Source organism: Stakelama flava (assembly GCF_019351405.1).
In the GTDB taxonomy this organism is placed as follows: domain Bacteria; phylum Pseudomonadota; class Alphaproteobacteria; order Sphingomonadales; family Sphingomonadaceae; genus Sphingomonas; species Sphingomonas flava_A.
In genome coordinates this window covers 15591-41187 of sequence record NZ_JAHWZX010000013.1, presented here as the reverse complement: position 1 = coordinate 41187, position 25597 = coordinate 15591, and the positions used below count along the sequence as shown (strand labels likewise).

Here is a 25597-nt window from a genome sequence, read left to right as displayed (position 1 = left end):
GGTCCAAAGTGCATATGCAACCGATGTTCTATTTTGTTCGATGTCGGCGCGGAAGAACACGGACTGCTTTTCCGCCGGAATATCTGGCCGTCGAGCGTATCAGGCGTGGCACCGCCGGCGCAAGGCCGGGGCGCTGGCTCCGCGACAAAGGGCTTTACGCCCAAGTTGAATGCTGATCTGCTGCCGGTTTGGTGGACGCCGATCCTCGGCGTTCCCCTGGCGGTCACGGGCAGGTAGAGGAGCAGCCGCCACTGGCGGAAATTGTCGACGATCAGAGGAGCGGCTATTCAACCGCAAACATTCCGAGCACAAGGATGCCACCAAGTGGCATCAGGGCTGCTTCGGCAAAGATTTCGATCCCGACATGATCGATGAACTCGATGCATAGCTCAGTATCGACGCCATCGCCAAACGCCGCGCCGCCCCGTAAAGCGTCGCAGGCCAGAAAATCACGCTGACAAGGCGGCCTCCACGCCACGCTTATCGAAGACCGATCCTGGACCGCACTTCACCGCCATGCCTTGATGTCGATGGTGGCCTACGCCTTCCTGCTCGCTCAAAAAGAGTCCTCGGTCCGCGCCTGCAACCCACCTTGCCGACAGTGCGCCAGGCCATTCTTGAGCGCCTGTCATGCTCAACGCCGGGGCATTGCCCTCAATGCGGATGCAGCCTCCTCAGACATCCCAAACACCTTTTGCCAAAGTAGCGCTAGCCATGGAACGCCACGGCTTGGGAAGGCCGTAGAAACCGTGATTCAGCGCTGCTTATAGCATTCTGCAACCTCTTCATCCGTCGATTTCTTCGATCATAGTTGGGCGCTTGGCGTAGAGGCATTGTCGCAGCCGCCTGCGAGAGCGCCCTTTTCAAACGAGCGCATCGCGACCCTCTTGACGATGTATAAAATATTACTAATCGTAGCGACGACAAGAAACATACATCAGGAGAGGGTGATGACAGTGCAAAGGAATTTATTTGCAGATGTGGCAGTAGTCGCTTTGCTAGCCAGCGGGGCGCTGCCGGCGCACGCTGCCGATCGCGACGCTAACTCATCCAAAGCGGCTGATGGCGTCGCGAACGCACAGACCCAGACTCCGCAAGATCAAACGATCACTCCGGCGCAAGCGGATGCGGCCAGCGACATTGTCGTCACCGGTATCCGTGCAAGCCTCCAGTCCGCCCAGGCGCGCAAGCGCAATGCCGACGCAATCGTCGATTCGATCGTAGCGGACGATATCGGCAAGCTACCCGACAATAATACGACCGAAGCGTTGCAGCGCATTTCGGGTATTCAGGTTTCACGCGATCGCGGCGAAGGCGGCTCGGTCGCCATTCGCGGGCTCAGTCAGGTCCTGACCACGCTGGATGGTCGCGAAATCTTTACCGCCGGGGGCGGGCGTGGCTACAATCTGCAGGACTTTCCGGCCGAACAGCTTGCCGGAGTGGATGTGTACAAAACGCCGACTGCGGATCTGATCGAAGGCGGGATCGGCGGCGTCATTGATCTGCGTACCCGCCGACCGCTCGACATGGACGGGTTTGTTGTCAGCGGAAGTCTGCGCGGCCGTTATCAGGACCTGGTCGATAAGGTCAGCCCACTCGGATCGCTGTTGATAAGCGATAAATGGAATACTGGTGCCGGGGAAATGGGCCTGCTGGTTAGCGGCTCCTATCAGGAACGCGCCTTCCGGTCGGATATCGAGGCGGTCGGCGCGCCAAGCGAACGCAACGATTTGATCACGGGACGTACGATCGTGACCCCGAATGGCGATTATGAGCCGCTGATTGACGGGAAGCGTCGGCGCATCGGGCTTGGAGCAACCTTTCAGTGGAAGCCGACTCCAGAACTCGAATTCTATGCGCAGGCCGGGTATCAGGAATTCCGCTCGATTCAGCAGCAGCGAGGCCTCAACAACCCCTCCAATGGCCTGTCGGTGGTTCCTGGGTCCGTCGAAACGTTCGACGGCACCGACGACTTCATGCGCGGCACGTTCCAGAATCTATCCGCATCCACCTTCGGCGTAACGCGCGACACCTATGACAAAAACCAACAATATTCTGCCGGATTCGATTGGGATCGCGGCGCGGCGCGGCTGACGGGCGATTTCACCTATCAGCATTCGACCAACGACCTGTATTACACCGAACAGGATCTGAAGGTCACGATCCCGCTCGCCACGCTGGACCTCAGCGGCAAGACGCCGACGATGAGCTTCGACGGCATCGATCTGACCGACATCAACAACTATACGCTGGGCTATACGGTTCGTAGTGAAAATCACTATACCGGAAATTCCTATGCGGGCCGTCTGGACGGCGAGTTCGAGATCGACAGCCCGTTTCTCTCGGGATTCAAGACCGGCGCGCGTATTCAAAAGATGGATACCGCCTTCACGCCGATCCGGTTCTTCTACCAACCGTCGACTACCACATCGGCAGCGGGCTATTCCTCGCTGTTCGAAACGATGCCTTTCGACGATTTCTTCCAGAGCAACCCGGCGTTCCCGCAAGGATATTTCACTGCGATAACGTCAAGCTTGCGCAACGATTTCGACGGTGTGCGCAACGCCCTTGGCGTAAGCGCCGCGCCGGCTGTCGACCCCGCGTCCGTCTATGACATGAGCGAAACGACGGTCGCCGGTTATGCCGAAATGCTGTTCAAGGTGGACAGCGGATTGCGCTTCGACAGCAATGTCGGCGTCCGCTTCATCAAGACAAGCCTGAATATCGATGGCAACCAGCGTTCGACGGTGGGCGGCGTTACGACGATCACGCCGCAGACATATAATAACGACTATGTCAGCGTGCTGCCGAGCGCGAACGTGCGGTTTCACCTGACGGACGAACTGCAACTGCGCCTGGCGGCGTCGCAAACGCTGACACGCCCGAATTTCAGTCAGCTCTCGCCAGCCTTTACACTCGTTCCGGCGCAGGGGCAGGGATCGGGTGGCAACCCGAACCTGGAGCCGCTTCGAGCAGACCAACTGGACGCCTCGCTGGAATATTATTTTTCGCCAACGGGGTCGCTGTATCTTGCCGGATTCTACCGCAAGGTGAAGGGCTTCATCTTCACCAGTTCCAACCGGCAGGTCATCAATGGCATCGACTATGTCATCAGCCAGCCGACCAATGGTGATGATGGGAAGATTAAGGGCGTCGAGGTAGGCGGGCAGACCTTCTTCGATTTTCTTCCTGCGCCTTTTGACGGGTTCGGGGTGCAGGCGAACTACACCTATATCGACAGCAGTACGCCGAGCGCGATCGCGAACTATACGACGCCGCTCCCGAATTTGTCGAAGAGCAGCTTCAACATCAGCGGACTATATGAAAAGTACGGCCTGTCGATCCGCGTCGCGTATAACTACCGTTCGAAATATCTCAGCGGTCTGTACGGACTGCCGCTGGCGGCCGGCGGGTCCCAGAACATTCCGATCTATCGCAAGGGCTATGGATGGCTGGACGCTTCGATCAACTACGACGTCACGCCGAACGTTACTCTGACTTTGGAGGGAAGCAATCTGCTTCGTACGCGTGAATTCACCTATTTTGATCAAACAACGCGGCCCAACAACATCTCGATCGACGACCGACAGGTTATGGCCGGCGTCCGTTTTACCTTTTGAACGAGGGCGCCGCTCCGCCAGACCGGGGCGGCGCCACCCTTCGCGTGCAGCATGTTCAGCTTCCACGATTAAATTGGATGACCTGTCGGTGTCTGTGTAGCATGGCATTCGTGTCACTAATTCGGGTTCGTGAGCCTTCCTATGTTCACTGACGATTTTTCCTCCGTATCCGGGATGGTCGCCCCCGAACCACAGCTACAGGGGCTGGTCAGAATGTCATCCAAGTTTCAGAGATATACCGGCGCCACGCTGTCGAGCCACGATCAGGTAGCTCGCGCCCTTGGTGCAGATATCATCACCGGCGTTTACCCGCCGGGAACAAAGATTCCGCCCGAAGCGGATATTCTGGAACGGTTCGGCATATCGCGCACCGTGCTTCGCGAAGTGCTCAAGACCCTCACCGCAAAGGGTCTGATCGTTTCCAAGACGCGGGTAGGCACGAAGGTGCTCGACGAAGCGAACTGGAACATGTTTGACTCCGACGTGCTTTCCTGGCGCGTGGCGAGCGGTTTCAATACTGAATTCCGACGCGACCTCACTGAAATCCGGCTTGCAATCGAACCGGAAGCAGCAGCACTGGCAGCGCAGCGCGCAACGCCTGAGCAGATCGCGCTGTTACGCAAGCGGGTAGAGGCGATGCGCGACGCACGGGACAGTCGCATGGCATTTGCTGAAGCCGATCTGGCCTTTCACCAAGTGATCGGGAACGCATCGGGGAACAGTCTGATGCGATCGATCTCGGGTGTTATCGAAACAGCGCTGGTGGCGTCGTTCACCATGGCGTCACCGGTTGATGAGGATGCCGAACATGAAAAGAGCGTCGGTCTGCATGCGCGAATCGTCGATGCCATCGAAGCGGGGGACTGCGACGCGGCCCGCGATGCCATGCGCAACACGATCGGTCATGGTCGCCAGCGGATCGACCGAGCCACCGATACAAAGGGCGACTGAGGCCGGGCGGCCACGGATCGGGTAATGCAGGCAAAGCGTGCCCGTCGATACCAGTTCCCCTTATCGACCTTAACCGCGGGAACGGCCCCGCGGGTGCCTGAAAGACGTATTGGGGAGGACATAATGGCTATATCGAACCTGCAGCAGTCGCGGCGGCGCTTCGTTTTGGGCTCGGCGATGGCTGGCGGTGCGGCGTTGGTCGCCGGTTGCATGCGTGGCGCGGTGGCATCGGGTGGAAGCGCCGATCCCGCCGCTCCTTACGAAACGCCTTATAAATATGGCAAGCTGGTCCTTGAAGGGTCGTATGAAGCGGGTGCCTTTGACGAGAAGGCGGTCGATTGTCCGTTCGTGTTCTACCATGATGGGCAGTTCAACCTGCTGTACACGGGATGGGACGGCACCGGCTATCAGACGGGCCGCGCGGTTTCGGAAGATCTGATCAATTGGAAACGCGCAGGCATCATGCTGGCTCGCGATCCCGACGATCCGATCACCCGTTACAATATCTCCTGCGCATCGATCCTTCGCGAGAATGAGCTGTATTCGCCCGGGCGGCTGATCAAGGTCGATGGTCGCTATCTGGCGGCGTGGCACGCCTATCCCAATCCGGGTTATGAGCAGGGCTCCGCCGTGATCGGCCTTGCCTGGAGCGAGGACCTGGTGAACTGGGAACGTACCGACCCCATTTTGCGCGCCGAAGACGGTGCCGACTGGGAACGCGGAGGTTTGTACAAGCCGTATATCGTCAAGAATGGCGACACCTATCTGCTCTACTACAACGCCAAAACGACGGGAAATCCCTGGAAGGAGCAGACGGGGCTGGCCATGTCGAAGGACCTGAAAAGCTGGACGCGCTATGCGGGCAACCCGATCATTCGCAACGGAGAACCCGGCGGCTCGGGCGATTCGTGGTTCGCGAGCGACCCGGTGGTCTATACCCATAACGGGGAATGGTCGCTTTTCTACTTCGGTCGCGCAAAAGACGGTAAGTGCCGTGAATATCTCTCACTCGGCAATGCCCCCTATCACTTCGACAAGGTGCCAGGACCACTGATTGACATCGGCGCTCCGGGCAGCATTGACGAGCATTTCGCGCACAAGCCCTCGCTCGTCCATCATGATGGGGTGCTTTACCATTTCTACACTGGCGTCAGCGGGAAATATCCGAACGATCTTCGTGGTATCACCGTGGCCCGGTCGAAACCTTGGTAAAAGGGGCGCCGCCCGGCGTCATCCCGCCGGACAGCCCTCCTGCGTCACCACGGGCATGGCGGTGCGCGCCATACGGCCATAGCCTTCGGCATTAGGGTGGAGGTGATCGCCAATCTGTTCGGCGAGCCGCATGACGGTCGGCTTGCCTGGTTCGGCCATCGCGCTATCGAAATCGATCATGCCGTCGAACTGGTCGCGATGGCTGCGAACCCACTGGTTCACTTCTTCACGAACCTGCTCGCCCCGCTGGCTGCCATATGCCGCGCCTTCATAGGGCAGTATCGTGCCGATGATGACCTTTATGCCGCGCGCATGGGCGCGCGCGATGAACTGGCGATAAGTGTTGATCAGCTTTGCGGCGGTGACCGGATCGCCTTGGGCGGGATCGTCCTTCACTCCGCCGATGTCGTTGATTCCTTCCAACAAGGCGACATGGCTGACCCCCGGCACCGACAGTACGTCCCGGTCGAAGCGTGAAAGCGCATTTGGGCCGCGCCCATCGCGCAGGATTCGATTGCCGCTGATCCCGGCGTTGACGACGGCCCAGCATTTTGCTGCGGTATCGTTGCCCAGCATCCGGCCAAGCTGGTCGGGCCAGCTCATCGCGTCGGCGGCGTCGGTTCCAGCGCCTTCAGTGATCGAATCTCCGAACGCGACCAGCACGCGCGTTTTCGACGTGCCCGATACATCCAGTTCGGAAACGATACCCGGACCGCGCACCCGCTTCGCATCGGCGGGGCGGGCGGTCATCGTCGCATCACCGGGAATCACGTCGAGCATTTGGGCATGCGTAGGCGGTGCGGCCGATTGGGGATAATAGATGCTGACCGCGAACCATTCACCGGCCTTTGCCGAAAGCGAGACGGCATCGGTCAGCATCGGTGCATGGGGTGCGATGCGGACGGCCTTGGCACCGTCAAAGGTCAGTATTTGCAGGGTGTCGGGAACGACATTGCCCTGTCCATCGACGCGCGCGATCGATGCGGCCCCGATCGTGATATCTTCGTCGGACAGCTCGTTCGAAAGCCGCAGCCGAAGTTTGTGTCCCGCGATGGAGGCGCGCACCATCTGACGCGCGGTTTCGTTGCGATAGGGGCGGCCGAGCGCCTTCTGGATTTTCGGTTCGAAACCGATCGGCGGCGCCTCCCATGCTGCGATCCATTCCGGCGCGGATATGGGGGCGTCCTGTGCCGTGGCCGGCGGTGCGCCGAGCCACATAAGCGCGAGCAGCGAAACCCCAATCCGTCGATATTGCATGATCCAATCTCCCTTTTGTATTTTCTGTGCTGTTTCCGGCGCTAATTGCCTGCGGGAACCCGAAACACCGCTACGCCATGGCCCCTGAGCATGTCGTTCGCGACCTCGCCAGCGACTGGTAGGGCATTGGCGGGAATTGCCACCGGTTTCGGCGAATCGCCGTGGTTAATCGCGATCAGGATATGTTTGCCCGCACCAGAGCGCTCGCCGATCTCCACGCCTTCGGGCACATTGGGAATCATTGGTCGGACCCCGGCGTCATCCATCAGTTGTTGCGCCACATCGCGCATTGCAGCGGGTTCCAGCCACGCGCCGATATAGGTGATGCTGCCTTTGCCGACCTTGCGGGAGACGATCGCCGGCTTGCCGTCCAGCCAGCCGCCGGGATCGGCGTACCGGGCGCGAATGCGGACGTCCTTTGACTGAGGCTTGAGCCATTCGGCCCAGATCGACGCCTCACCCTCGCCGAAATCCCCTGCGAGCTGCACCGGTTCATCGAGTGCGTAGAACTGCTCGACCCGTGCACCGAGCAGCGGCTGCAAGGGGCCGGGCTGGCGTTCGGGCCACAGGGCGTCGGCATCGTCCTTCATCCCCGACCGTGGCCCGAGCACCAGATTGCCACCAGCGCGAACATAGGCCGACAGATGGTCCGCCTCTTCCTGCGTCATCACGTTCAACGCCGGAGCGACAACCAGGGGATAGGCGGACAGGTCAGCGCTGGGCGACAGCACCGCCACGCCCTGCGATCCGTTCCGAAAAGGGCGGTAGAAATCGGTGAATTCGTCAATCGGATCAAAATCCTTGTGTAGTCGCTGGAGGTCGATCGCCCAGCGGCTGTCATAGGAAAACAGCATCGCCATCCGATACACCGGATTGGTGTCGGCCAGCGCATCGGACGCCTTGCGTATTTCGCTCCCCAGCTTCGCAATCTCGTCAAAGATCGGGGCGGGCGTGCCGTCCTGTCCGAGGACCGTGCCGTAATAGGTTTCCTGGCCGTTACGTGCCGGTCGCAATTCCCAATACAGGATCGCATCGGCGCCGTGCGCGATCGCCTGCCACCCCATTTCGCGAACCTGTCCGGGTTTCAGCGCGCGGTTGACCGGCACCCAGTCGACACGCCCCGCCTGTGTTTCCATCAGCCAGAAATTGCGTTGCTTGTACCCGCGGACCAGATCGTGATCGGCGCCGTTGGCGACCCAATCGGGATCGGCGTCCTGAATATAATTGTCCCAGGCGGCAAGATCGAGGCCGCGGTGCAGCTTGAAATGATCGAAGCCGCCATTCCAGAACATGGTGTTGGTGGTAATGAACTGGCGCGGATCGGCATGGGCGCGGATCGCGCTGGCCTGGTTCATGACATAGTCGGTCCAGGTTGCCGTGGTGAAATGTTTGAAATCGAGCAATAGCGCCGGGTTTTGCTGTCCCGTGGCGTGCAGCGGTATCTGATCGAAATCGTTGTAGTGCTGGCTCCAATATTCGGTGGCCCAGCGCTGGTTCAGATTGTCGATCGAACCATAGCGTTCCTTCAAGAAGGCATGCCAACGCGAGATTGCTTCCTTGCCAAACGACGGCGGCCCGATCTCGTTATCGATCTGCCACCCGACTATATCGGGATTGTTGCCATAGCGTTGCGCCATTTTGGTCGCGATACGCCGGGCAAAGTCACGATAGCGTTGGCTGGCGAAGGAAAACTGGCGACGTCCGCCATGGGTCGCTCGTGTTCCGTCTTCGTCCACGCGCAGAACATCGGGATATTTCTGAGTCAGCCAGGCCGGCGGTGCGGCGGTCGGCGTTCCCAGTACCACCATGATGCCGTGGCGCCGTGCAGCGGCAATGGCACGGTCGAGCCATTCAAAATGAAATTCGCCTTCGCGCGGTTCCATAGTACTCCACGCGAATTCCGCGATCCGCACGGTGTTGAACCCCGCCTCTTTCATCCACGCAAGATCCGCGTCCCAGCGACTTTCGGGCCATTGTTCGGGGTACCATGCGGTCCCGAATGCAATTGCGGGCTTATCGGCAAAGCGAGTCGCTCGCGCGGGCATGGGGGTGACACTGCTTTGCGCCATAGCCGCCGGTGCCCCACTGGCCAGTACCGTCGCTGTCGCGAGAAATGCTCTCCAAAGCCGCATCGCCATAACTCTCCCATCTTTAATTAGTATTATGATATGGGTAAAACTACCGGACGGCAACTGCGAGTGAATATGCACGCCGTAAGGGGAGAGACCAAGATGCACCATCGTCATGACACTGATCGCGCGGGGCTTTCGCGGCGCGCCTTTCTGGGCTGCACCGCCTGCGTCGCTGGCGTGGCGGGCATGGGAATCGCGCCGGACGCGCTTGCGGCTGTTGCCAAGGGACGCGAGGTGTATCGTGAATTTCCCTATGGCGCGGTCACGCTTACCGGCGGGCCGATCAAGCGGCAGTTCGACGCGATCCACGCGCATTATCTGGCACTGGACATGACCAGCTTTTCAAGGTGTTTCGCAGCACGCCGGTTCGCCTGCGCTGGGCCGGACATGGGGGGCTTGTATAATGCCGACGGGTTCGTTCCCAGCCTGACCTTCGGCCGATATGTGTCCGGCCTGTCGCGGCTTTGTGCGGCGACCGGTGATCAACGCTGCTGCCGCAAGTCATCGACAAGCTTGCCCTTATATCTCGCCCGTATTGAGGGACCGGATCGGCAAGAAGCATCTGCCCTATGTCATTTCTGAAAACCTGTTCCATGTCGCGGACATTATGGGCGACGACAAATATCGCGCCGTGGCGGTGCAATATCTCCTCGTCCCCGAATGGTTCGATCCGCTGGCGGCTGGGAAGGACGTTCTGCCGTCCAACATGCCTATAGTCACTCGATTGCGGTCAGTTCGGGCGGACAGGTCTTTTTAAACCTGGGCGATTCGAAATACCGGATGGCGCTGGAAAACGCCTGAAAATTCCTCGAACTGCAACAGTTCGCATGGGGCGCCTAGCTGCCAGAAATGTCGGCAGGTAGCGGTGATCGCTGTGAAGAAAGACCACCAGACGATGATCCGCGTCAATTCGCGGCGATAGCCCAACGCGACTGGCGGCACCTCGACCACCGCATAGGCGATGACCTAGGCGCCCAGCACCCATCCCCACTGCGGGCAGATCGCACCGAAGATGCAGGCGGACTTGGTGCGCTGGTCGTGCGGCGCCGACGGGCGCGTCCCTCGCTTCGCCCATCGCCGCGTGATCTTGTTCTTCTGCCGATCCGCGCCTCGTCCTGAAACCAGATTTCTATCGGTGTGCCGCGCTGGAGGGACGTTCTGACCTTGTCCAGCTCGGCGGCGAAGCCCCCTTTTTGAAGGCTTCAATGGCGTCCGGATCCTGGGCGTGGTGCTTGGGTCGCGCCGAGGGCTTGCGAATTGCCGATATCCGGGATGTACAGGGGGCGCACGGCAATGCGGCGGAAGCCCGGCGCGCGCGGAGCGATTCCGGCCAGGCGGCTATAGTGGAAACCCACCACCGCGCCGAGCGCATAATGGTTATAGCTGTTCATCGATACATCGACACATCGCCGGCATCGCCGTTCCAGCGTTCTCAGATCATGCTCGCACCGTGCGCGGGCATATAGCCCCAGGAGGGATAGCCCGTTGCAGCAACAGGCCGGTGACTTCGTCGGTCCAGCCAGTGTCGGCCCAGGTGTCGAGCAGATAGAGGGTGCCAAGGAAGCCGGTAGATAATTTCGTGCCGCGCCGCCGGATATCGTCAGCCAGCACCGCCGCCGCCTTGGCGCGCAGCGCCTGCGGTACCAGTCCGAAATACAGCGACAGCACCTGACTGGTTTGGCTGCCATTGCTGGTAACCCCGTCAGGTCGCACAGAGGCTTCTGCATAGGCGCCGCCGATCGCCTCGCCCGCGATCGTTGCGCCAGATATGGTCGAGATTGTTGCGCGACGAAATCTATCCACGCGGTCATTGCCTGCCAGTTCGCATCGATGATGCCGGTGTCACCATAACGCTGCCACAGCGTCCAGGGCTGGATGATGTTCTTCGCTGTCGCGAACGTGCCTCGCGCTACCGCGCAGCGGGCGTGTCACATGGAGCCGGAAGAAATCGCGTTGCCCCATCCGATGACGACGGTGGAACCGATCAGGATAGCGAGCCCTATGGTGAGCAACGCCTTCGCACGGCCACCCGAACCGCGCCATTCGTTGAGACCGATGCCCCAAAGCGAGGCGAAAATGATGATGCTCGCCATATGGATGGTCCAGCTGGAAAAGCCGTACCGGCCCATCTGGCTTTCACCCATGGTGTAAAAGAAGAACTGGAAATACCACACTGTCCCGCCAAGCGCGGAAAGCAGATAATTGCGTAACAAGGGGCTGCGTCCAAAGCGTTCGCCGTAAACGGTTGGTCCTCCATCTGTCGCCGCGTGCGTGGAGGCGGCACCGACGAACTGCGCGGCGCTACGGTTCTTTGCGATCAGATAGGCGCACCATAACGCATTTGTCGCAAAGCCGCCCAGCAGCACCACGCACAATACCGGCAACCCCTGCATCAACGGATCGGTGCCGGCAGTCAGGGTAGCTTGTCGAATGGGTTCGCCGGCAGCCAAGCCATAGGCGAAGCAGGCCGACATTATTCCCGAAAACACCGCCACGGCCATGCCGCGCTTGAAATCGTGCGCGGTGCTTCCCGGTGCGCGCCCATCGGCCTGATGTCTCTCCTTCGCGCGGCCGGCAAAGCCGATAACGGCGATCCCCGCGAGCGCGACCAGCACGCCCGCCAGTACGATCTGCCCGCCGGTGGAAGGAAGCAGCGAGGTGAAGAATTCGCCGCTGACGATCGGCGGAATCAGGGTGCCGAACGCCGCGGTCAGGCCAAGTGCCACCGACGTGCCGAGCGAAATGCCAAGATAGCGAATGGTAAGCCCGAAGGTCAGCCCGCCTGTGCCCCATAACAGCCCAAAAACCACGCACCAGAACCAGGTGCGGCCGGGTGTGGCGGCGAGCACGCCGAACAGGTCGTTCGTCTGGATCAACGCGAAAAGCCATGGCGCGATGATCCAGCTGAACAGGCCGCCGATGATCCAGAAAACCTCCCATGACCAGCGGCGCACCCCGCGATAGGGCACGTAGAAACTTGCCGAGGCAAGTCCGCCGATCCAGTGGAAAACCACGCCTAAAAGCGGGTTGAACATTGCTATTTCCTCTCCTGCGGCGGTGCAGATTGTTTTGTTGTCGCCGCTTTTATTTGATTCGGTAGATGCGCTCCGCATTGGCTGCGAACAGCAGGTCGCGTTTCGCGATGGTAAAGTCAGCGGTAATTTCGTCATAGGCGGACAGATGCCGATCGAAACTGCCGAACAGGTTGTCGGTCGGAAAATTGCTGGCGAACATGCAGCGGTCTATGCCGAACATCTCGATTGTCTCCAGCACGAGCGGACGAACCTGCTCGACCGACCAGGGGCGATAGGCAAAGCCCATGCCCGAAATCTTCACCGCGCTTTGCGGAAGTGCGGCAAGCGCGCGCATTCCCGTTCGCCACTGCGCCAGCCCATTTGGATCATCCGGTACCGGCATCCCCATATGGTTCACGATTATCGGAACCTGCGGGTTTCGTTCTGCAAGCTGCGCGATGCCCGGCATCTGGCCAGGATAGCACTGCAGATCGAACGATAGCTGCTGTTCCGCAAGAAGGGTGAATCCACGCTGCCATGCCGTGTCCCCCGTCACGTCGCGCGCGCAATAGGTTCGATGGGGATCGTGGTGCCAGTTCACGATGTGGCGAATGCCGCGGACCGATCGATGCGCTGCATGGGCGGCGAGCTTTGCGGCGAGGTCGGGATCGTCGAGCGCGGCGTATGCAACGATTGCGATCGGCAGCGATCGTGTATCGGCCAGCGCCTGTAGCTGCTGGGTTTCAGCCAGCGCATCGGCCGGATCGGCACCCGCCTCGACATGGACGATACCGCTCACGTTCCAGCCATCGGCATCGTTCAGATAGTCGGCGAGGCGGTAACCCTTCGCGATCGCTTCGACGCTGCCATTGGGCCCGTCGTCTGAAAAGGGCGGGGTAAGCCAGGGATAGGACAGGCGCGCCAGATCCCATAAATGCACATGGCTATCGACGAAGCGCGCCGGCCGGACCATCAGAAAGTGGTCCGCCCGCCCGAAGTGTCGAATGTCGAAGCGGTTGTGAAGCTGCACTCCTCGCTCGCCATGAAGCAGATCATCGCTGCATTCTCATCCACTTCGCCCAGCCGCCCCATCGGGATCTTGGATCGCATGTAATCGACCTGGCTTTCAGGAAGCTGTTTCAGGATTGGGCTTTCGAACGTCGCCGGTGTCACGCAGTTCGCGATGACCCCCTTGGTCGCCAGTTCCTTGCCCAGCGATTTGGTGAAGCCGATAACCCCCGCCTTTGACGCGGAATACGCGCTGGCATTGGGATTGCCCTCCTTGCCCGCAACCGATGACACGTTGACGATCCGGCCATAGCCGTTTTCCAGCATGTGGGGGATCACCGCGCGGTTGCAGTAGAACAGGCCGTTCAGGTTGATATCCATGACGCGCTGCCAGCTGTCGATAGGATAGTCCTTAACCTGTGCGGTAGCGCCGGTGATGCCTGCCGATACCACCAGAATATCGACGCGGCCCATTGCTTTTGCGGACGCGTCCACTGCCTGCGCGACCGCATCCGCATCGGCGATATCCAGCGCCTCGACATGAACCGCGCCGGTGGCCGCTTTTGCTTCCGCCAGTGCGGCTTCGTTCAGGTCCCACAGCGCGGCAGTACCGCCTTCTGCGATAATGCGTGCAGCAACAGCGCGACCCAGGCCCGACGCCCCGCCGGCGATGATGGCGGTGCGGCCCGCAAAGCGGCCGGAATAGACCGTCATGCCAGCGCCTCACGGCTCCAGGCCAAAAATTCCTGCCGCTGCTGCCCGAGCTTCTCGATGCCCAGTTCGACGACGTCGCCGGGGCGCAAATAAATCGGGTCCGGTTTCTGCCCCAGACCGACGCCCGGCGGGGTGCCCGTAGTGATGATGTCGCCCGGTTCGAGCGTCATGAACTGCGAACAATAGGCGATGATCTGCGCCACGGTGAAGATCATCGTTTCGCTCGATCCATCCTGCATTCGCTTGCCGTTGACGTCGAGCCACATCGACAGCTTCTGCGGATCGCCTACCTCATCGGCGGTGACCAGCCAGGGACCGACCGGGCCGAACGTCGGAAAGCCCTTGCCCTTGTCCCAGGTGGGTCCGCGTTCCTGCTGCCAATGGCGTTCGGACACATCGTTGATCACGCAATAGCCGGCCACATGGTCGAGCGCGTCAGCTTCCTCGATATAGCTTGCCCGCGTGCCGATGATGACACCCAGTTCGACTTCCCAGTCGGTCTTTTTTGAATCGCGGGGGATTACAACCTTGTCGTTCGGCCCCTGTATGCAGTTCGACCATTTGTTGAACACAACGGGTTCTTCGGGGATCGGTAGGTTCGATTCGGCCGCATGATCGGCATAGTTCAAGCCGATCGCGATGAACTTGCCCGGATTCGCCACCGGGACGCCGTAGCGCGGCTTGCCCTCCACCAGCGGCAGGTCGGCAGGGTCGATTGCAGCGATCCGCGACAATCCTTCAGCGCTTAGCGTTTCGCCGGTAATGTCGGCGACGACCCCGGACAGGTCGCGGATATGGCCGTCGGCGTCGATCAGGCCGGGCTTCTCGCTGCCCTTGGCGCCATAGCGGCAAATCTTCATCGAATGATCCTCAGTTTGGGAAGGGACGGTCGAGTGCGACGTCCGGGTTCAACGTCACGCCAAAGCCCGGTTTGTCGAGTGCTGTCATCCGCAGCCGTCCCTGTTCGGGAACGGGTTCATGTTCCAAGAGCGGATGGAACATCGGCACGACGCGGTCGGCGTCGGGATGCATCATCAGGAACTCGGCGAACGGCGAATTGTGACGAGTACATACGAAGTGATAGCTGTAGACGCTGGAGCCGTGCGGAACGACGAGCTTGCTGTGCGCGTCGGCAAGCGCGGAAATTTTCATCAGCTCGGTCAGCCCGCCGCACCAGCCGATATCGGGCTGGATGATGTCGCAGCATTCCATTTCGAACAACATGCGAAAGCCCCAGCGTGTCGCCTCATGCTCGCCCGTGGTAACCAGCATTCCGCGCGGCACGTTACGGCGCAGCTCGGCATAGCCCCAATAATCATCGGGGCTAATCGCCTCCTCGATCCATTTCAGCCCGAATTCGTGCCACGCGCGCGTTGCGAGTCGCGTCGCGTAGTTCACGTCCAGCGACATCCAGCAATCGAGCATCAGCCAGAAATCGTCGCCGACGCGAGCGCGCATTTCGCCGATATTCGCAAGGTTTCTGGCAAGGCCATCCTCGCCTTCGGCCGGGGCATGGTGGAGCGGCATCTTACCGCCGACAAAGCCCAGTTGCTTGGCCACGTCGGGTCGCGAGCCTGTGGCATAGAATTTCAGTTCGTCACGCACCGCACCGCCCAGCAGTGCATGAACGGGCTCCTCGCGCAGCTTTCCGAGCAAGTCCCATAGTGCCAGGTCGACCCCCGAGATGGCGTTGATGACCAGCCCCTTGCGACCATAATATTGGGTCGAGAAATACATCTGATCCCAGATTTTCTCGAACTCGGCGGGGTCGCGCCCGACCAGAAAGCGCGCAAGGTGGTGTTCAACGATATAGGCGGCGGGAACACCCCCGGTGGTTACCGCGAATCCAATCGTGCCGTCTTCCGCCTCAATCTCGACGACCAGCGTGCCCAGCACGTTGATGCCAAAGCTTTGCCGGCTCTCGCGATATTCCGGATAGCGCGCCATCGGCGTCGCAATGTGATCGTCGATCCAGTGACCGTCGGACTGGTCATGATAATCGGCTCCGCCGCCGCGCGCGACAAGCGCACGTACGTGCCGGATCTTCGATAAAGCCACGCGGGCAACCCCTCTTTCGTTCTCTAAATATAATAGTACTATTAATTCCGACAGTGATGTCAATCGTCAAGCCGCCGACCCAGCGGAGAATTGACTAGCGAATGGATGACGAAGGCTATTTGGACCTGAGCAACCGCGGTGATTCAAGGCGAACAGAGGGGTATATGCAGTGGTGAAACGTGATGGCAGCGCCGATTTTGCTGGCGGGAGCCGCAGCGGCGCAGGAACCCCGTGACGACAGGGCCAGTACCAATGTTGAAGTGTCCTGAGCTCCATTCGTAATCGATCATTTCGCCCAAACCGATTCACCGGCGGCTGCGCGTTTCCTGCTCGATGCGCCTGCGGGCAAGCACGGTTTCGCGGCGAGGGGGTGCAAGGCATGCCGACGCATCAACTCGATCTTACTCCGCACCACAAGGCTTTGCTCACCACCCGATATAACGTTGGCTTGGCCGTCATCGCTCCCGCGACGAACTGGCAATGATGCGGAAGGAAGCGGGCGTCGCAGCTGACGCGCCCGTTCCGCTGATGCGCCGCCAGCAGTTCGAAGCCGCGTCGAAACTTCGCTTTTACAGCGAGGCGCAATTCCTGACTGACGTGGAACGCGGCTTCTTTACCGATATGCACGCTTTCCTGCGCGATGAAATCGGCGTGAAGGCACTGGATGAAATCGGCGTGAAGGCACTGATCGTAGACACCGCTGACCACAGCTATTTCATCCCGGGCCAGCCGTTGCTGCGCTCTACCCAGCACGCCGGTGTGGTCGACGCGCATGTCTATTGGGAGCATCCAGCGATCTTCGGGCGGCGCAACACGCCCATGGTCTATGATCCCGAAAACTCGATCGTGCAGCGGCTCTCACGCACCGTGATGGTCGGAAAACCGTTCGCGGTCAGCGAAGCGAACGAGCGGTTTCCCCATGAATATGACGCCGAATTCATTCCAATCCTAGCGTCCTATGCCGCGCTTCAGGACTGGAACGATATCTTCACCTTTGAAACGAAGAAGCGCGATGGGTGAAAGGGGGTGGTGGGCGACCATTTCGACATGACGCAGCATCCGGCGAAGATCGCGCAGCTTTCGGTCGGCGCGATGATCTTCCTGCGCGGCGATGTCGCTGCCGCGAAACAGGTCGTGACGCGCAGCTATTCGACCGACCAGATGCGCATGCCGATGTCGGCGATGCCGGCGTTCACGCCCGGCTATCCGCCGCGCCTGCCGATCGTCCACGGGACGCTCATCCCTGCCTCGACTGCAACGCCGCACCGGCGATCGCACCCGAACGTAAAATGCCGATCACGTCCGATATGAACCCAACGCCGCTCGACGGCGCGTCGAAATCAATGGCGCCAGTGAAGGCGCGGCTGCTCGAAAACGGCTGGGAGCTACCGATCGGCGAACAGCCGACGACCACTTACCTCATTCAGGTCTATCGCTGACGCCGGGGCGGCGGAAGGGGGCGTCGGTCGGACCAACGCTCCCCTCCGCCTCATGCATGCATTCGCCGGTCTTAGCTCGGCGTCTTTTCCTGCGCGAATATCAGCCGCACCGGACCCAGCAGGCCTGAGTCGAGCAGGGGATCGTCGGCGGAAAAGAACTTCCACGGGGTGAAGGTCACGCGGCCGTCATCGGGCTTGGGCTTGCCTTCGCGATACCATTCGGGAAGTTCGGTGATCTTGCGCGCCATTACATCACCGGTCTTATTGCCCTCCGCGTCGAACGTTTCTCCTACCGGCCATTCGGCGTCGACATAGCGGTCGGCATTGGGGTCGGGCTTCTGCGCATCGCCAATCATCCGGTTGGGCCACAGCGTCGTGACCGCCACTGAAACATTGTTTGCGCCCGCATGGACCGCGTGGGTGACGTCGATGCGATACGGTTCCTTCCATACCTGGCCCAGATCCTTGCCGTTGACCGTCACTTCGGCCAGCACTTCGACCCGGCCGAGGTCCAGATAGATGCGGTGCCCGCTTTTCAGTGCGGCTGCGGGAACGTCGATGTTGTGGTGATAGGTCGCGGTGCCGGCGAAATAGCGAATGTCCGGATCGTCATTGTGGCTGAGCGATTCCAGCTTGCTCAGTGTCGCTGTGTCGGGCGCGCCGCGATCCCGCTCGAAATCGACGCGCCACGGTCCGGTGACGGTCTGTGGTACGGGAACGTCGGCGACGAAGCTGCTGCCGTCACTCAGCCGGTAGGTACCCGATTTCCATGCGAGCGCTTTCAGGTCGCCATTGGGCGCGATCGACAGGGTAGCTGGCGCAGCGCTGATGGGCGGCGCAGGGGGGGGCTTGGCGGCCAGCGCAGCGATTTCGTCTGCGTTCAATGCTCGATCGTCCGTGCGCAGCGGCGTGTTGTTGCCTTCGAAGAAATAGGTGAAGCCAGAAGAAGACGGAGCGTCGCTGCTCCCGGCAAAAACCTTTCTGCCGCTTTTCAGGCCGATTTTGGCCAATTTGCCATTGATGTACAACGTTGGAGTGCCGTGATCATAGACCAGCGCGAAATGGGTCCAGCCGCTGATCGGCTGATGCGAAACCAGCACGGCGGGCACAATATCGGGGGAAACCCGTTCGATGACCATCGCCCCGTTGCGCCCGACGGCCAGTCCCGCGACTGCCGTACCCTCGCCATGCATGTCGCGGCCCGACCGGGCGGGGATGAGGTAGTTCTTACCCGTCTCGTTGATATGCCCGCTAGTGCTTTCCCGCGGCATGACGCGCAGATCGATGTCGGGTTTGGCCCAAAGCGAAAGCGTGAAGCTGTCCGACGGGGCACTGACCCGGGCAGGCGCTGTCGCCTTGGCATCAATGAACCGCTGGCCATCGAGCGTTGCCCATTCGACGTGTTTTCCAGCCGGCTTGCGGAACGTTACGAAGGTCGATCCCGCGGGCGACAGGGTGAACGAAACCCGCGTTCGGCCAGCATCGCTTTCGTAAACAGCAGGCGTGCTCGTTTCACCGGTTTCGGGGTTCCAAAGTTCAGGGGCTTTGCCCGATACGCGAAAATCGCACGTGATGCGTTCGCCGCGCCGCTGGCGGTTGGCGACGAAATAGCTGTCGCCATCACTCAGCGTGCGATGCAGCCAAACCGCTTTTCCATCGGGCGAGGCGGTGTTGCAGATTGCGTCGGGCTGCGCGCCGATATCGGACAGGACAGCGCTGATGTCGCTGCCGGTATATACGCTTCCCCGTCCCACGGACCGCTTGGCTTGCGTGCCCGATCCCCAGAGCGTTTTTGTCGCTCGCGTAAAGACCGCATCGGCTTGCGCTCCGCCGCGAAGCGTCGGCTGATGCGTCGGTTTGGGGCCTAGCAGGACCATGCCTTTTTCGACCATCTCGGCAAGATGTTCGGCGAGCTCCGGCGTCATCGATTCGAGCTTTTCGGGCAGGACCAGCATCCGGTACGAAGCACCGTTGGGAAGTACGATACGACCATCCTCAATCCGCGCCCGTTTTAGCAGCACTTCCGCATTCACCAGATCATATTGGTACCCGCGCGGCATTCTGGGTTCGATATAGGTTGCCAGCAGCGGACTGGTGTCGGGCGACACGTCGGGGCGGACATATTCGGCCTGATTAGGGCTGTTCTCGCCAACGAAATACAGCACGTCGGCGACATAGCGGCCCTGCTGTAACATATACTGGCTGCGCGCCAGGGTATCGAGCCACGGCTTCGATTTGGCGAACCAGGTGTTCGTCCGGTCCATGTTCAGGCCCCATGGCCCCATCGTCATACCCGGCACGACGTTTGGATTGGGCTGGTGCGCGAAGCGGTGGAAATAGATCTGGTTGAACCCCTTTGCGAACATCAGGTCGCCCAGCGTCTTGAGCGCATAGGGATAATCGGACCAGCGGCTGGTCTGCGCTTCGCCGGTAAAGGCTTCGGCGGTGATCAGGTTCTTGCCATAGACGTGCGCGGCAGACGCCACCATCTTCACCGTGCGATTGTCGGTCCACGGCGTCCGCGTCCAGAATTCGGTCATCGGGATTTGGGCGCGGCCCGCCACCTGCAACTCATCGAACGGGCCGGGGCCATAGGCTTCGGTCATGAAGCGCAGCCCGGCGGCGTTGGCACGCCTTTCCATCTGGCCATAATAATTGTCCGCCATCAGTTCGGCGAGTGTGCGGCGAAAATCGAACAGGAAGCGATCGGACCGGGCGACATCGCCTACGATCCGCCCGGTCAGCGCGGGCAGCCATTTCGTCATCGCATAGTCGTTGCGCTTGGCGAAATCGGCCGGAAGCTCGCGCGTCCAGTTTTGAAGCCCGGCTTCATAGCTGTCGATCTCCAGCGTATCGAAAGCGCCGCCAGCGAGCGGCCCCGCTGCTTTCACCACTTTCGCTACGCTCTGATCGAACTGATAGTTTACGGCGTCGGCATCGAACTTGTCGACTTCTAGCCCGCGGCCTGAGTCGGAAGCAGCGACATTGACCTTGCCCGTCGTGGTGTGGCCGAGGCGTAGGATGGTCCAACGGCCCGCCGGCGCTCGCCAGTCGATGCGACCTTGCGCGTCTACCTTGTCGCTGATGTCGATGACCGCGTCGGGGTCGATGGCGTAGCGCGCCATTGTGTCGCGGGGGTGATGTTCGTCCCCGGTACCTGCATCGAAATCCTGTTCGGTCTTTACGTCCCAGGCGGGAATACGCGGCGTCGCATATAGCAGTGCCTCCGCCAGTTTCACCTTGCGGTCCGGGGTTATGCGGAAATAGCGAGCGCTGCTTTCATCGAAATTGGCGGTGCCCGGGCTTTCGATGCCGCGTTCGACGCCAACTGAAATCGTGGTGACGCGCCGCCAGCTTTCGCCGTTGTCCGATGCCTCGATCGTGGCGGAGAAGGCGGGCGCTTCCTTTTCGGCGTACAACGTCGCGGCCCGGGCGGGAAAGGCTTGCCGCATGGTGATCAACAGCGGTGCATCGGGACCTGCCTCTACACTGCTATGCAGGTCACGGTCGATGAGTTTGCCACTCGCGATCTTTGTACCGCCGACCCTCATCTCTTGGATTTGATCGCGATAAAAGCTTTCGTCACCGTCGGATGCAGGGAAGGCGATGACCGCCGCGTCCTCGTAATAATCTCGTTTGGCATAGGGGCGCGGCAATGTGATGCGAACGCGCTTTCCGCCGTCGATGGTGGCTTCGGTCCAGACCAACTGCTGCATCGACCGGGCAGGATCGATCCACGGCCCGCCGCTCGATGACCAGCCAGGGGCGTTCTGCATCCCCATGCGCAGGCCGAGATCATCGGCCTTTTGCATCATGTGCGTCATCAGGTTCAGCCAGTGCGGCGAAAGGTAATCAACCGGCCCCTTGGGAATGTCGTCGCTGCCGTCGAATACCAGAAGTCCGCCCAGCCCGGCGTCGCGCATCGCCTCCAGATCGGCATCGATCCCTTCTTGAGTGACGTTGCCGTTCATCAAGAAATACAGCGTGTCGGGGCGGCTGGCATGCGGCGGCTGGCGGAAGTCGCGCAGATCGGGGGAGGACGGCGTGTTGCTTTCCGTCTCCTGCGCATGAAGCGCAGGGGATGCGACGGACAGCGCGGCCACTGCGGCGCTCGCTCCAAGGCGGCGTATGGTATTGCTCTTGCTCGGCATGATTTCCTCTTCCCTGTTCGTCTTATTGATCGAGACCGAACTCGGCCCGAATGCGGTCGCTATGTTCGCCGATGTCCGGCGCGCCGCGCGGATCGGCAGGGCGCGTGCCGTCAATTCGCCAAGGCGCGCGGGTGGTGGCAATTGCACTTTCGCCGCGCGTCACCTGTTGCAGCATGTCCAGCCTGCGAAACGCCTCGCTGGCCAGCATTTCAGGCCAGTCCAGCACGGGTGCGCACCAGATGTCGTGCGTGCGCAGCGCCGTGAACCAGCCATCGGTCGTATTCTGTTCGAGGCGCTTCGCAATCATCTCTTTGACCGCGTCTCGTTCCGCAAAGCCGTTCGATTCTGTTGCTGCATCGGGCAGGTCTAGGCCGAGCAGCGGTGCCAGTGTTGTAAGCGGTGTCATCGCCAGCGCCAGCCAGCCATCGCTGGTCCGATACACACCATATGGCGCCCCTAGATAGGCATGGGCATTGTTGCGTGCCGCGCGTTGCGGAAGGCGGCCGCCATCGTTGAGATGCGTGGTCAGCACCTCAAACTGGAAATCGGTCATCGCCTCCAGCAAACTGGTCGAGACTATCGCGCCGCGCCCGGTTCGCCCGCGCCGGACCAGTCCTGCCAGCAACCCTTCGACCAGAATATGACCAGCCAGCATATCTGCGATCGAAAGGCCGATGGGCACCGGTCCGTCATCGGCATCGCCGCTAAGCCACATCGCGCCCGACAGTGCCTGTGTCAGCAAATCCTGTCCCGGCAGCCCGGCCCATGGTCCTGCATCGCCATAGCCCGAAATTGATCCGACGATCAGTTCGGGATAGGCGTCGGTCAATGCTTTTGGCCCCAGTCCCAGCCGGTCTGCGACACCGGGGCGAAAGTTCTGAACCACAATATCGGCGTGGCCGACCAAACGCAGTATCGCGTCGCGATCGGTGGGGTTTTTCAGGTCGGCGGACAGGCTTTCTTTGTTGCGGTTGATCGCGTGGAACAGCGTCGAATCCCCACCGATATCGGTATCGCTGAGATAGAGCGAACGACAGATGTCGCCGCTACCCGGCCGTTCGATCTTGATGACCCGCGCGCCCATATCGGCAAGGCGAAGCGCGGCCGAAGGACCGGACAGGAATTGCGCCATGTCGAGGACCAGCAGACCCGCCAACGGAAGATCCTGTTCCGCGTTCACAAGCTTTGCCGGAACCGGAAGTTGAGCGCGTTCAGGATCGATTCCGCATCCTCTCCAGCAAGCAATCCTTCGTTCAGTCGCAACGAGGCGTCGTGTTGAAATTGCATATAGCCGTCATGGCGTGGGCGAAGCCACGCCCGGTCGAGCGTGGCACGCGTCGCGCGATAGAAGTCCGCGACCGGCGCGTTCACGCTATCTGCCGCCCATGCAAGGGCATGGGCCGGCTGGCCACCATTGGTAGCGAAAACGTCCCGCTGAACCTCGCCGCTCGCCACCCAGCGCGCAAACTCTCCGGCGGCTTTGGGATCGGCTGCATGCGATGATACCGCGATTCCCGTACCGCCCAGCGCTGATCCGGTGGGGCCTGCGTCGCCCATCGCGGGAATATCGGCAAAGGCAATTCGAGTTTTGCGAAAACCGTGACGGGCATAGCTGACATAACCATAGATCAGCGGTGCGACGTCGAGGCGCGAATCCGGCTCGGCCATCGCTTCAAGCACAGCGATCGGGTCCATCGTGAATATCGCCGGATCGATCTTGCGTGACAGTTCCGCCAGCATCTGGACGGCACGGACGGCGTCGGCTGGAAACAGATCGGGGCCGGCGACGGTGAGCGACACGTTCAGCAGTCCGCAAAGGGTGAACAGGCTCATCAGCGAATGTGGTGGCCGCATCGGTATCGCCAGCCGCCCGTCCGCGGCGATCGCGGGAAGCGCTTGCCAGTGAGTCACGCGCGCTTCCCGGCGGCTGGGAACCCATGCCTGCACTTGCGCGGCGGCGTCGATCGGAAGTGCCCATTGCTTGCCTTTCCAGCAATAGCTTTCAAAGGACCCGCCGACCGATCCCGCCGCAATCTGCTCCAATCCCGAATCGAACGAGATCAGGCAGTTCGCTTCCGCGACCTGCCCGACATGCGGATGATCGATAACAATCAAATCATAGGCGCGAGCGAGCTCGTCGACAGGATAGCTTTCAAAGTCCTGCAATGAGCGGCGTTCCCAGGAAATCGGCTGTCCGGTACGGCTTTCCCAGAGTCGCGAAGCCGCCTCCAGCGGGTCATAGCCGCGTGCATGGTCCCACGTCATCCCGCGCATCGTCGTCTCGCTCTCCTTCGTGTTCGGTGTCGTCCCGAAACCAGTTGACTTGGTCTAGCCCGCCTCATAGCGTTTGTGAAGAAACATCATATAAGATGACTAATTAAGGAGGGGCGGCTGGGTGCCGACCGACATGAAATCAGATACGGGCCACGTCGTTGCGCGGCGTCCGCTGGACGGGCTGATGGTGCTGGATTTCAGCCAGTTTCTTGCCGGACCGTCCTGCGCGTTGCGACTTGCAGATCTTGGCGCGCGGGTGGTGAAGGTTGAACGTCCCGCGGGCGGCGATTCGAGCCGTGGACTGTATCTCGCCGATCTTCCTTTCGATGAAGACAGCGCGCTTTTCCACGCGATCAATCGCGGTAAGCAGAGCTTTACCGCCGATTTGAAGGATGCTGACGACCTTGCCGCGGTAAAGCGGCTGATCGAGCGGGCGGATGTGCTGATCCACAATTTCCGTCCAGGCATTATGGACCGGCTTGGCCTTGGATGGGATACCGTTCAGGCGCTCAATCCGCGTCTCGTCTATGCCGGGGTAAGCGGTTATGGCCCCGACGGCCCCTGGCGCGACCGGCCGGGCCAGGACCTGCTCGTTCAATCGCTGTCGGGCATTGCCTGGCTGTCCGGCGATGCCGACGGTCCGCCCGTTCCGGCAGGGCTTTCGATCACTGACATGATGGCGGGCGCGCATCTGTGCCAAGGCATTCTGGCACTCCTTGTGCGGCGCGGAACGACCGGGGAAGGGGGGCGCGTCGATGTCAGCCTGATGGAAACGGCGATCGATCTGCAGTTCGAGCATCTTTCGGTGCACCTGAACCGCGAGGAACCCATGCCGGCGCGCAGTGGGGTGGCGAACGCGAACGTTTATCTCGCGGCGCCCTATGGCATCTATCCAACCGAGGATGGCCATCTCGCACTCGCCATGGCGCCGGTCGACCGGCTGGGCGAATTGTTGGGTCTCGATATGCTCACCGATTTTGCGCCCGATCGCTGGTTTGCCGAGCGTGACGCGATCAAGGCGGTGATCCGCGACAGATTGGCGACGAAGACAACGGAGCATTGGCGCGCTCTGCTCGAACCTGCCGGCATCTGGGCGGCGCCGGTGCTCGACTGGCCCGCCCTGCGCGCCGAGCCTGCGTTCGAAGCGCTGCACGCGACGCAGCAGGTAAGGTCACCTGCGGGCGATACTCTGACACTTACCCGCTGCCCCATCCGTATCGACGGCAGCATCCTGACGAGCGAAAGCTCCGGACCGCGCCTCGGCGCCGAGCGCGCGCAGATCGAACGCGAACTGGATGAGGGAGTCACTCCATGATCGTCGAACAGTTTTTCGAGGAATATGAGATCGGTGCGAAGCGCGAAAGTTTCGGTCGCACGATCACCGAGACTGATTTCGTGGTTCATGCCGGACATACCGGCGATTATTTCCCGCACCATGTCGATGCCGAATGGTGCGCCACCCAGGAAATCGGTCAGCGTATTGCCCATGGCACGCTGATCTTTTCGGTCGGGATCGGGCTGACCGCCACCACGATCAACCCGCGCGCCATGTCCTATGGTTATGACCGGATGCGCTTCATTCGTCCGGTTCATATCGGCGATACGATCCGCACCGTCACGACGATCGCGGAGAAGCGCGACCATCCCAAGCGGGCGGGGCATGGCGTTGTCGTCGAAAAGGTCGATGTCCAGAACCAGCGCGGCGACACGGTTCTCGCGTGCGAACATCTTTATCTGGTCGAACGGCGAAAGGCTGACGGGTAAGCC

Annotated in this window: 21 protein-coding genes and 1 pseudogene; 9 read left to right on the top strand and 13 right to left on the bottom strand. The window is 60.8% G+C overall.

Going from position 1 to position 25597, the window contains the following annotated elements; translation table 11 throughout:
* Positions 1 to 980 precede the first annotated feature (980 nt).
* From KY084_RS13025 to KY084_RS13015, 3 genes are all read left to right on the top strand, one after another.
* Entirely contained in the window at positions 981 to 3620 is a 2640-nt protein-coding gene (locus KY084_RS13025; protein WP_343228020.1) for a TonB-dependent receptor, read from the top strand.
* Positions 3621 to 3833: 213 nt separating this feature from the next.
* Positions 3834 to 4571 carry a FadR/GntR family transcriptional regulator gene (locus KY084_RS13020; protein ID WP_219238909.1) on the top strand — a complete coding sequence of 246 codons (738 nt, stop codon included), beginning with the start codon at positions 3834 to 3836 and terminating at the stop codon, positions 4569 to 4571.
* Between the two features lie 123 nt (positions 4572 to 4694).
* Positions 4695 to 5783, top strand: a complete 1089-nt coding sequence (locus tag KY084_RS13015; RefSeq protein WP_219238908.1) for a hypothetical protein — start codon at positions 4695 to 4697, stop codon at positions 5781 to 5783.
* Positions 5784 to 5801: 18 nt separating this feature from the next.
* Here KY084_RS13015 and KY084_RS13010 read toward each other — a convergent pair whose 3' ends face one another.
* Both KY084_RS13010 and KY084_RS13005 read right to left on the bottom strand, forming a co-directional pair.
* Entirely contained in the window at positions 5802 to 7040 is a 1239-nt protein-coding gene (locus tag KY084_RS13010; protein WP_246587124.1) for an SGNH/GDSL hydrolase family protein, read from the bottom strand.
* Positions 7041 to 7081: 41 nt separating this feature from the next.
* Positions 7082 to 9178 (bottom strand): beta-galactosidase, encoded by a 2097-nt coding sequence (locus KY084_RS13005; protein WP_246587123.1) that lies wholly within the window; start codon positions 9176 to 9178, stop codon positions 7082 to 7084.
* Positions 9179 to 9238: 60 nt separating this feature from the next.
* Between KY084_RS13005 and KY084_RS13000 the strand changes: the two genes are divergently transcribed.
* Positions 9239 to 9754, top strand: coding sequence for a hypothetical protein (locus tag KY084_RS13000; protein WP_219238907.1), 516 nt, complete (start codon positions 9239 to 9241; stop codon positions 9752 to 9754).
* Positions 9755 to 10156: 402 nt separating this feature from the next.
* Here KY084_RS13000 and KY084_RS16805 read toward each other — a convergent pair.
* The 8 genes and pseudogenes from KY084_RS16805 to rhmD all read right to left on the bottom strand — a co-directional run.
* Positions 10157 to 10427, bottom strand: a pseudogene (locus tag KY084_RS16805) (IS630 family transposase); the annotation flags it as partial.
* Positions 10375 to 10563 carry a hypothetical protein gene (locus KY084_RS16395; protein WP_246587122.1) on the bottom strand — a complete coding sequence of 63 codons (189 nt, stop codon included), beginning with the start codon at positions 10561 to 10563 and terminating at the stop codon, positions 10375 to 10377. The gene KY084_RS16395 and the pseudogene KY084_RS16805, both read right to left, overlap by 53 nt.
* Positions 10564 to 10609: 46 nt before the next feature.
* Positions 10610 to 10975, bottom strand: a complete 366-nt coding sequence (locus tag KY084_RS16390) for an alpha-L-rhamnosidase-related protein (RefSeq protein WP_343228019.1) — start codon at positions 10973 to 10975, stop codon at positions 10610 to 10612.
* A gap of 125 nt (positions 10976 to 11100) precedes the next feature.
* Complete coding sequence (gene rhaT / locus KY084_RS12990; protein WP_219238906.1) at positions 11101 to 12207, bottom strand: L-rhamnose/proton symporter RhaT; 1107 nt, start codon at positions 12205 to 12207, stop codon at positions 11101 to 11103.
* 49 nt (positions 12208 to 12256) lie between these two features.
* On the bottom strand, positions 12257 to 13159 hold the full coding sequence (locus KY084_RS12985; protein ID WP_219238905.1) for an amidohydrolase family protein: 903 nt from the start codon (positions 13157 to 13159) through the stop codon (positions 12257 to 12259).
* Entirely contained in the window at positions 13159 to 13908 is a 750-nt protein-coding gene (locus KY084_RS12980) for an SDR family NAD(P)-dependent oxidoreductase (protein ID WP_219238904.1), read from the bottom strand. Before KY084_RS12980 ends, KY084_RS12985 begins: the two co-directional genes overlap by 1 nt.
* Entirely contained in the window at positions 13905 to 14768 is an 864-nt protein-coding gene (locus KY084_RS12975; RefSeq protein WP_219238903.1) for a fumarylacetoacetate hydrolase family protein, read from the bottom strand. Before KY084_RS12975 ends, KY084_RS12980 begins: the two co-directional genes overlap by 4 nt.
* A gap of 10 nt (positions 14769 to 14778) precedes the next feature.
* Positions 14779 to 15966, bottom strand: coding sequence for an L-rhamnonate dehydratase (gene rhmD / locus KY084_RS12970; RefSeq protein ID WP_219238902.1), 1188 nt, complete (start codon positions 15964 to 15966; stop codon positions 14779 to 14781).
* 480 nt (positions 15967 to 16446) lie between these two features.
* Here rhmD and KY084_RS12965 point away from each other — a divergent pair, with 480 nt between their 5' ends.
* The 3 genes from KY084_RS12965 to KY084_RS16605 are packed head-to-tail and all read left to right on the top strand — an operon-like array spanning position 16447 to position 17405.
* Positions 16447 to 16986 carry a hypothetical protein gene (locus KY084_RS12965; protein ID WP_219238901.1) on the top strand — a complete coding sequence of 180 codons (540 nt, stop codon included), beginning with the start codon at positions 16447 to 16449 and terminating at the stop codon, positions 16984 to 16986.
* 9 nt (positions 16987 to 16995) lie between these two features.
* The gene (locus tag KY084_RS12960; protein ID WP_219238900.1) at positions 16996 to 17277 is read left to right on the top strand and encodes a hypothetical protein; all 282 of its coding nucleotides are present in this window, start codon (positions 16996 to 16998) and stop codon (positions 17275 to 17277) included.
* The gene (locus tag KY084_RS16605) at positions 17274 to 17405 is read left to right on the top strand and encodes a hypothetical protein (protein ID WP_281421907.1); all 132 of its coding nucleotides are present in this window, start codon (positions 17274 to 17276) and stop codon (positions 17403 to 17405) included. Before KY084_RS12960 ends, KY084_RS16605 begins: the two co-directional genes overlap by 4 nt.
* 71 nt (positions 17406 to 17476) lie before the next feature.
* On the opposite strand, the gene KY084_RS12955 is transcribed toward KY084_RS16605, so the two are convergent.
* The 3 genes from KY084_RS12955 to KY084_RS12945 are packed head-to-tail and all read right to left on the bottom strand — an operon-like array spanning position 17477 to position 23830.
* Positions 17477 to 21556, bottom strand: coding sequence for a glycosyl hydrolase (locus KY084_RS12955; protein WP_219238899.1), 4080 nt, complete (start codon positions 21554 to 21556; stop codon positions 17477 to 17479).
* Positions 21557 to 21578: 22 nt separating this feature from the next.
* Positions 21579 to 22712 carry a CaiB/BaiF CoA transferase family protein gene (locus KY084_RS12950; RefSeq protein ID WP_246587121.1) on the bottom strand — a complete coding sequence of 378 codons (1134 nt, stop codon included), beginning with the start codon at positions 22710 to 22712 and terminating at the stop codon, positions 21579 to 21581.
* 20 nt (positions 22713 to 22732) lie between these two features.
* Positions 22733 to 23830, bottom strand: coding sequence for an extracellular solute-binding protein (locus KY084_RS12945; protein WP_219238898.1), 1098 nt, complete (start codon positions 23828 to 23830; stop codon positions 22733 to 22735).
* A gap of 133 nt (positions 23831 to 23963) precedes the next feature.
* On the opposite strand from KY084_RS12945, the gene KY084_RS12940 reads away from it, so the two are divergent.
* Both KY084_RS12940 and KY084_RS12935 read left to right on the top strand, forming a co-directional pair.
* Positions 23964 to 25145 carry a CaiB/BaiF CoA transferase family protein gene (locus KY084_RS12940; RefSeq protein ID WP_219238897.1) on the top strand — a complete coding sequence of 394 codons (1182 nt, stop codon included), beginning with the start codon at positions 23964 to 23966 and terminating at the stop codon, positions 25143 to 25145.
* Complete coding sequence (locus KY084_RS12935; protein WP_219238896.1) at positions 25142 to 25594, top strand: MaoC family dehydratase; 453 nt, start codon at positions 25142 to 25144, stop codon at positions 25592 to 25594. The genes KY084_RS12940 and KY084_RS12935 overlap by 4 nt, the downstream gene beginning before the upstream one ends.
* The last annotated feature ends 3 nt before the right edge of the window (positions 25595 to 25597 follow it).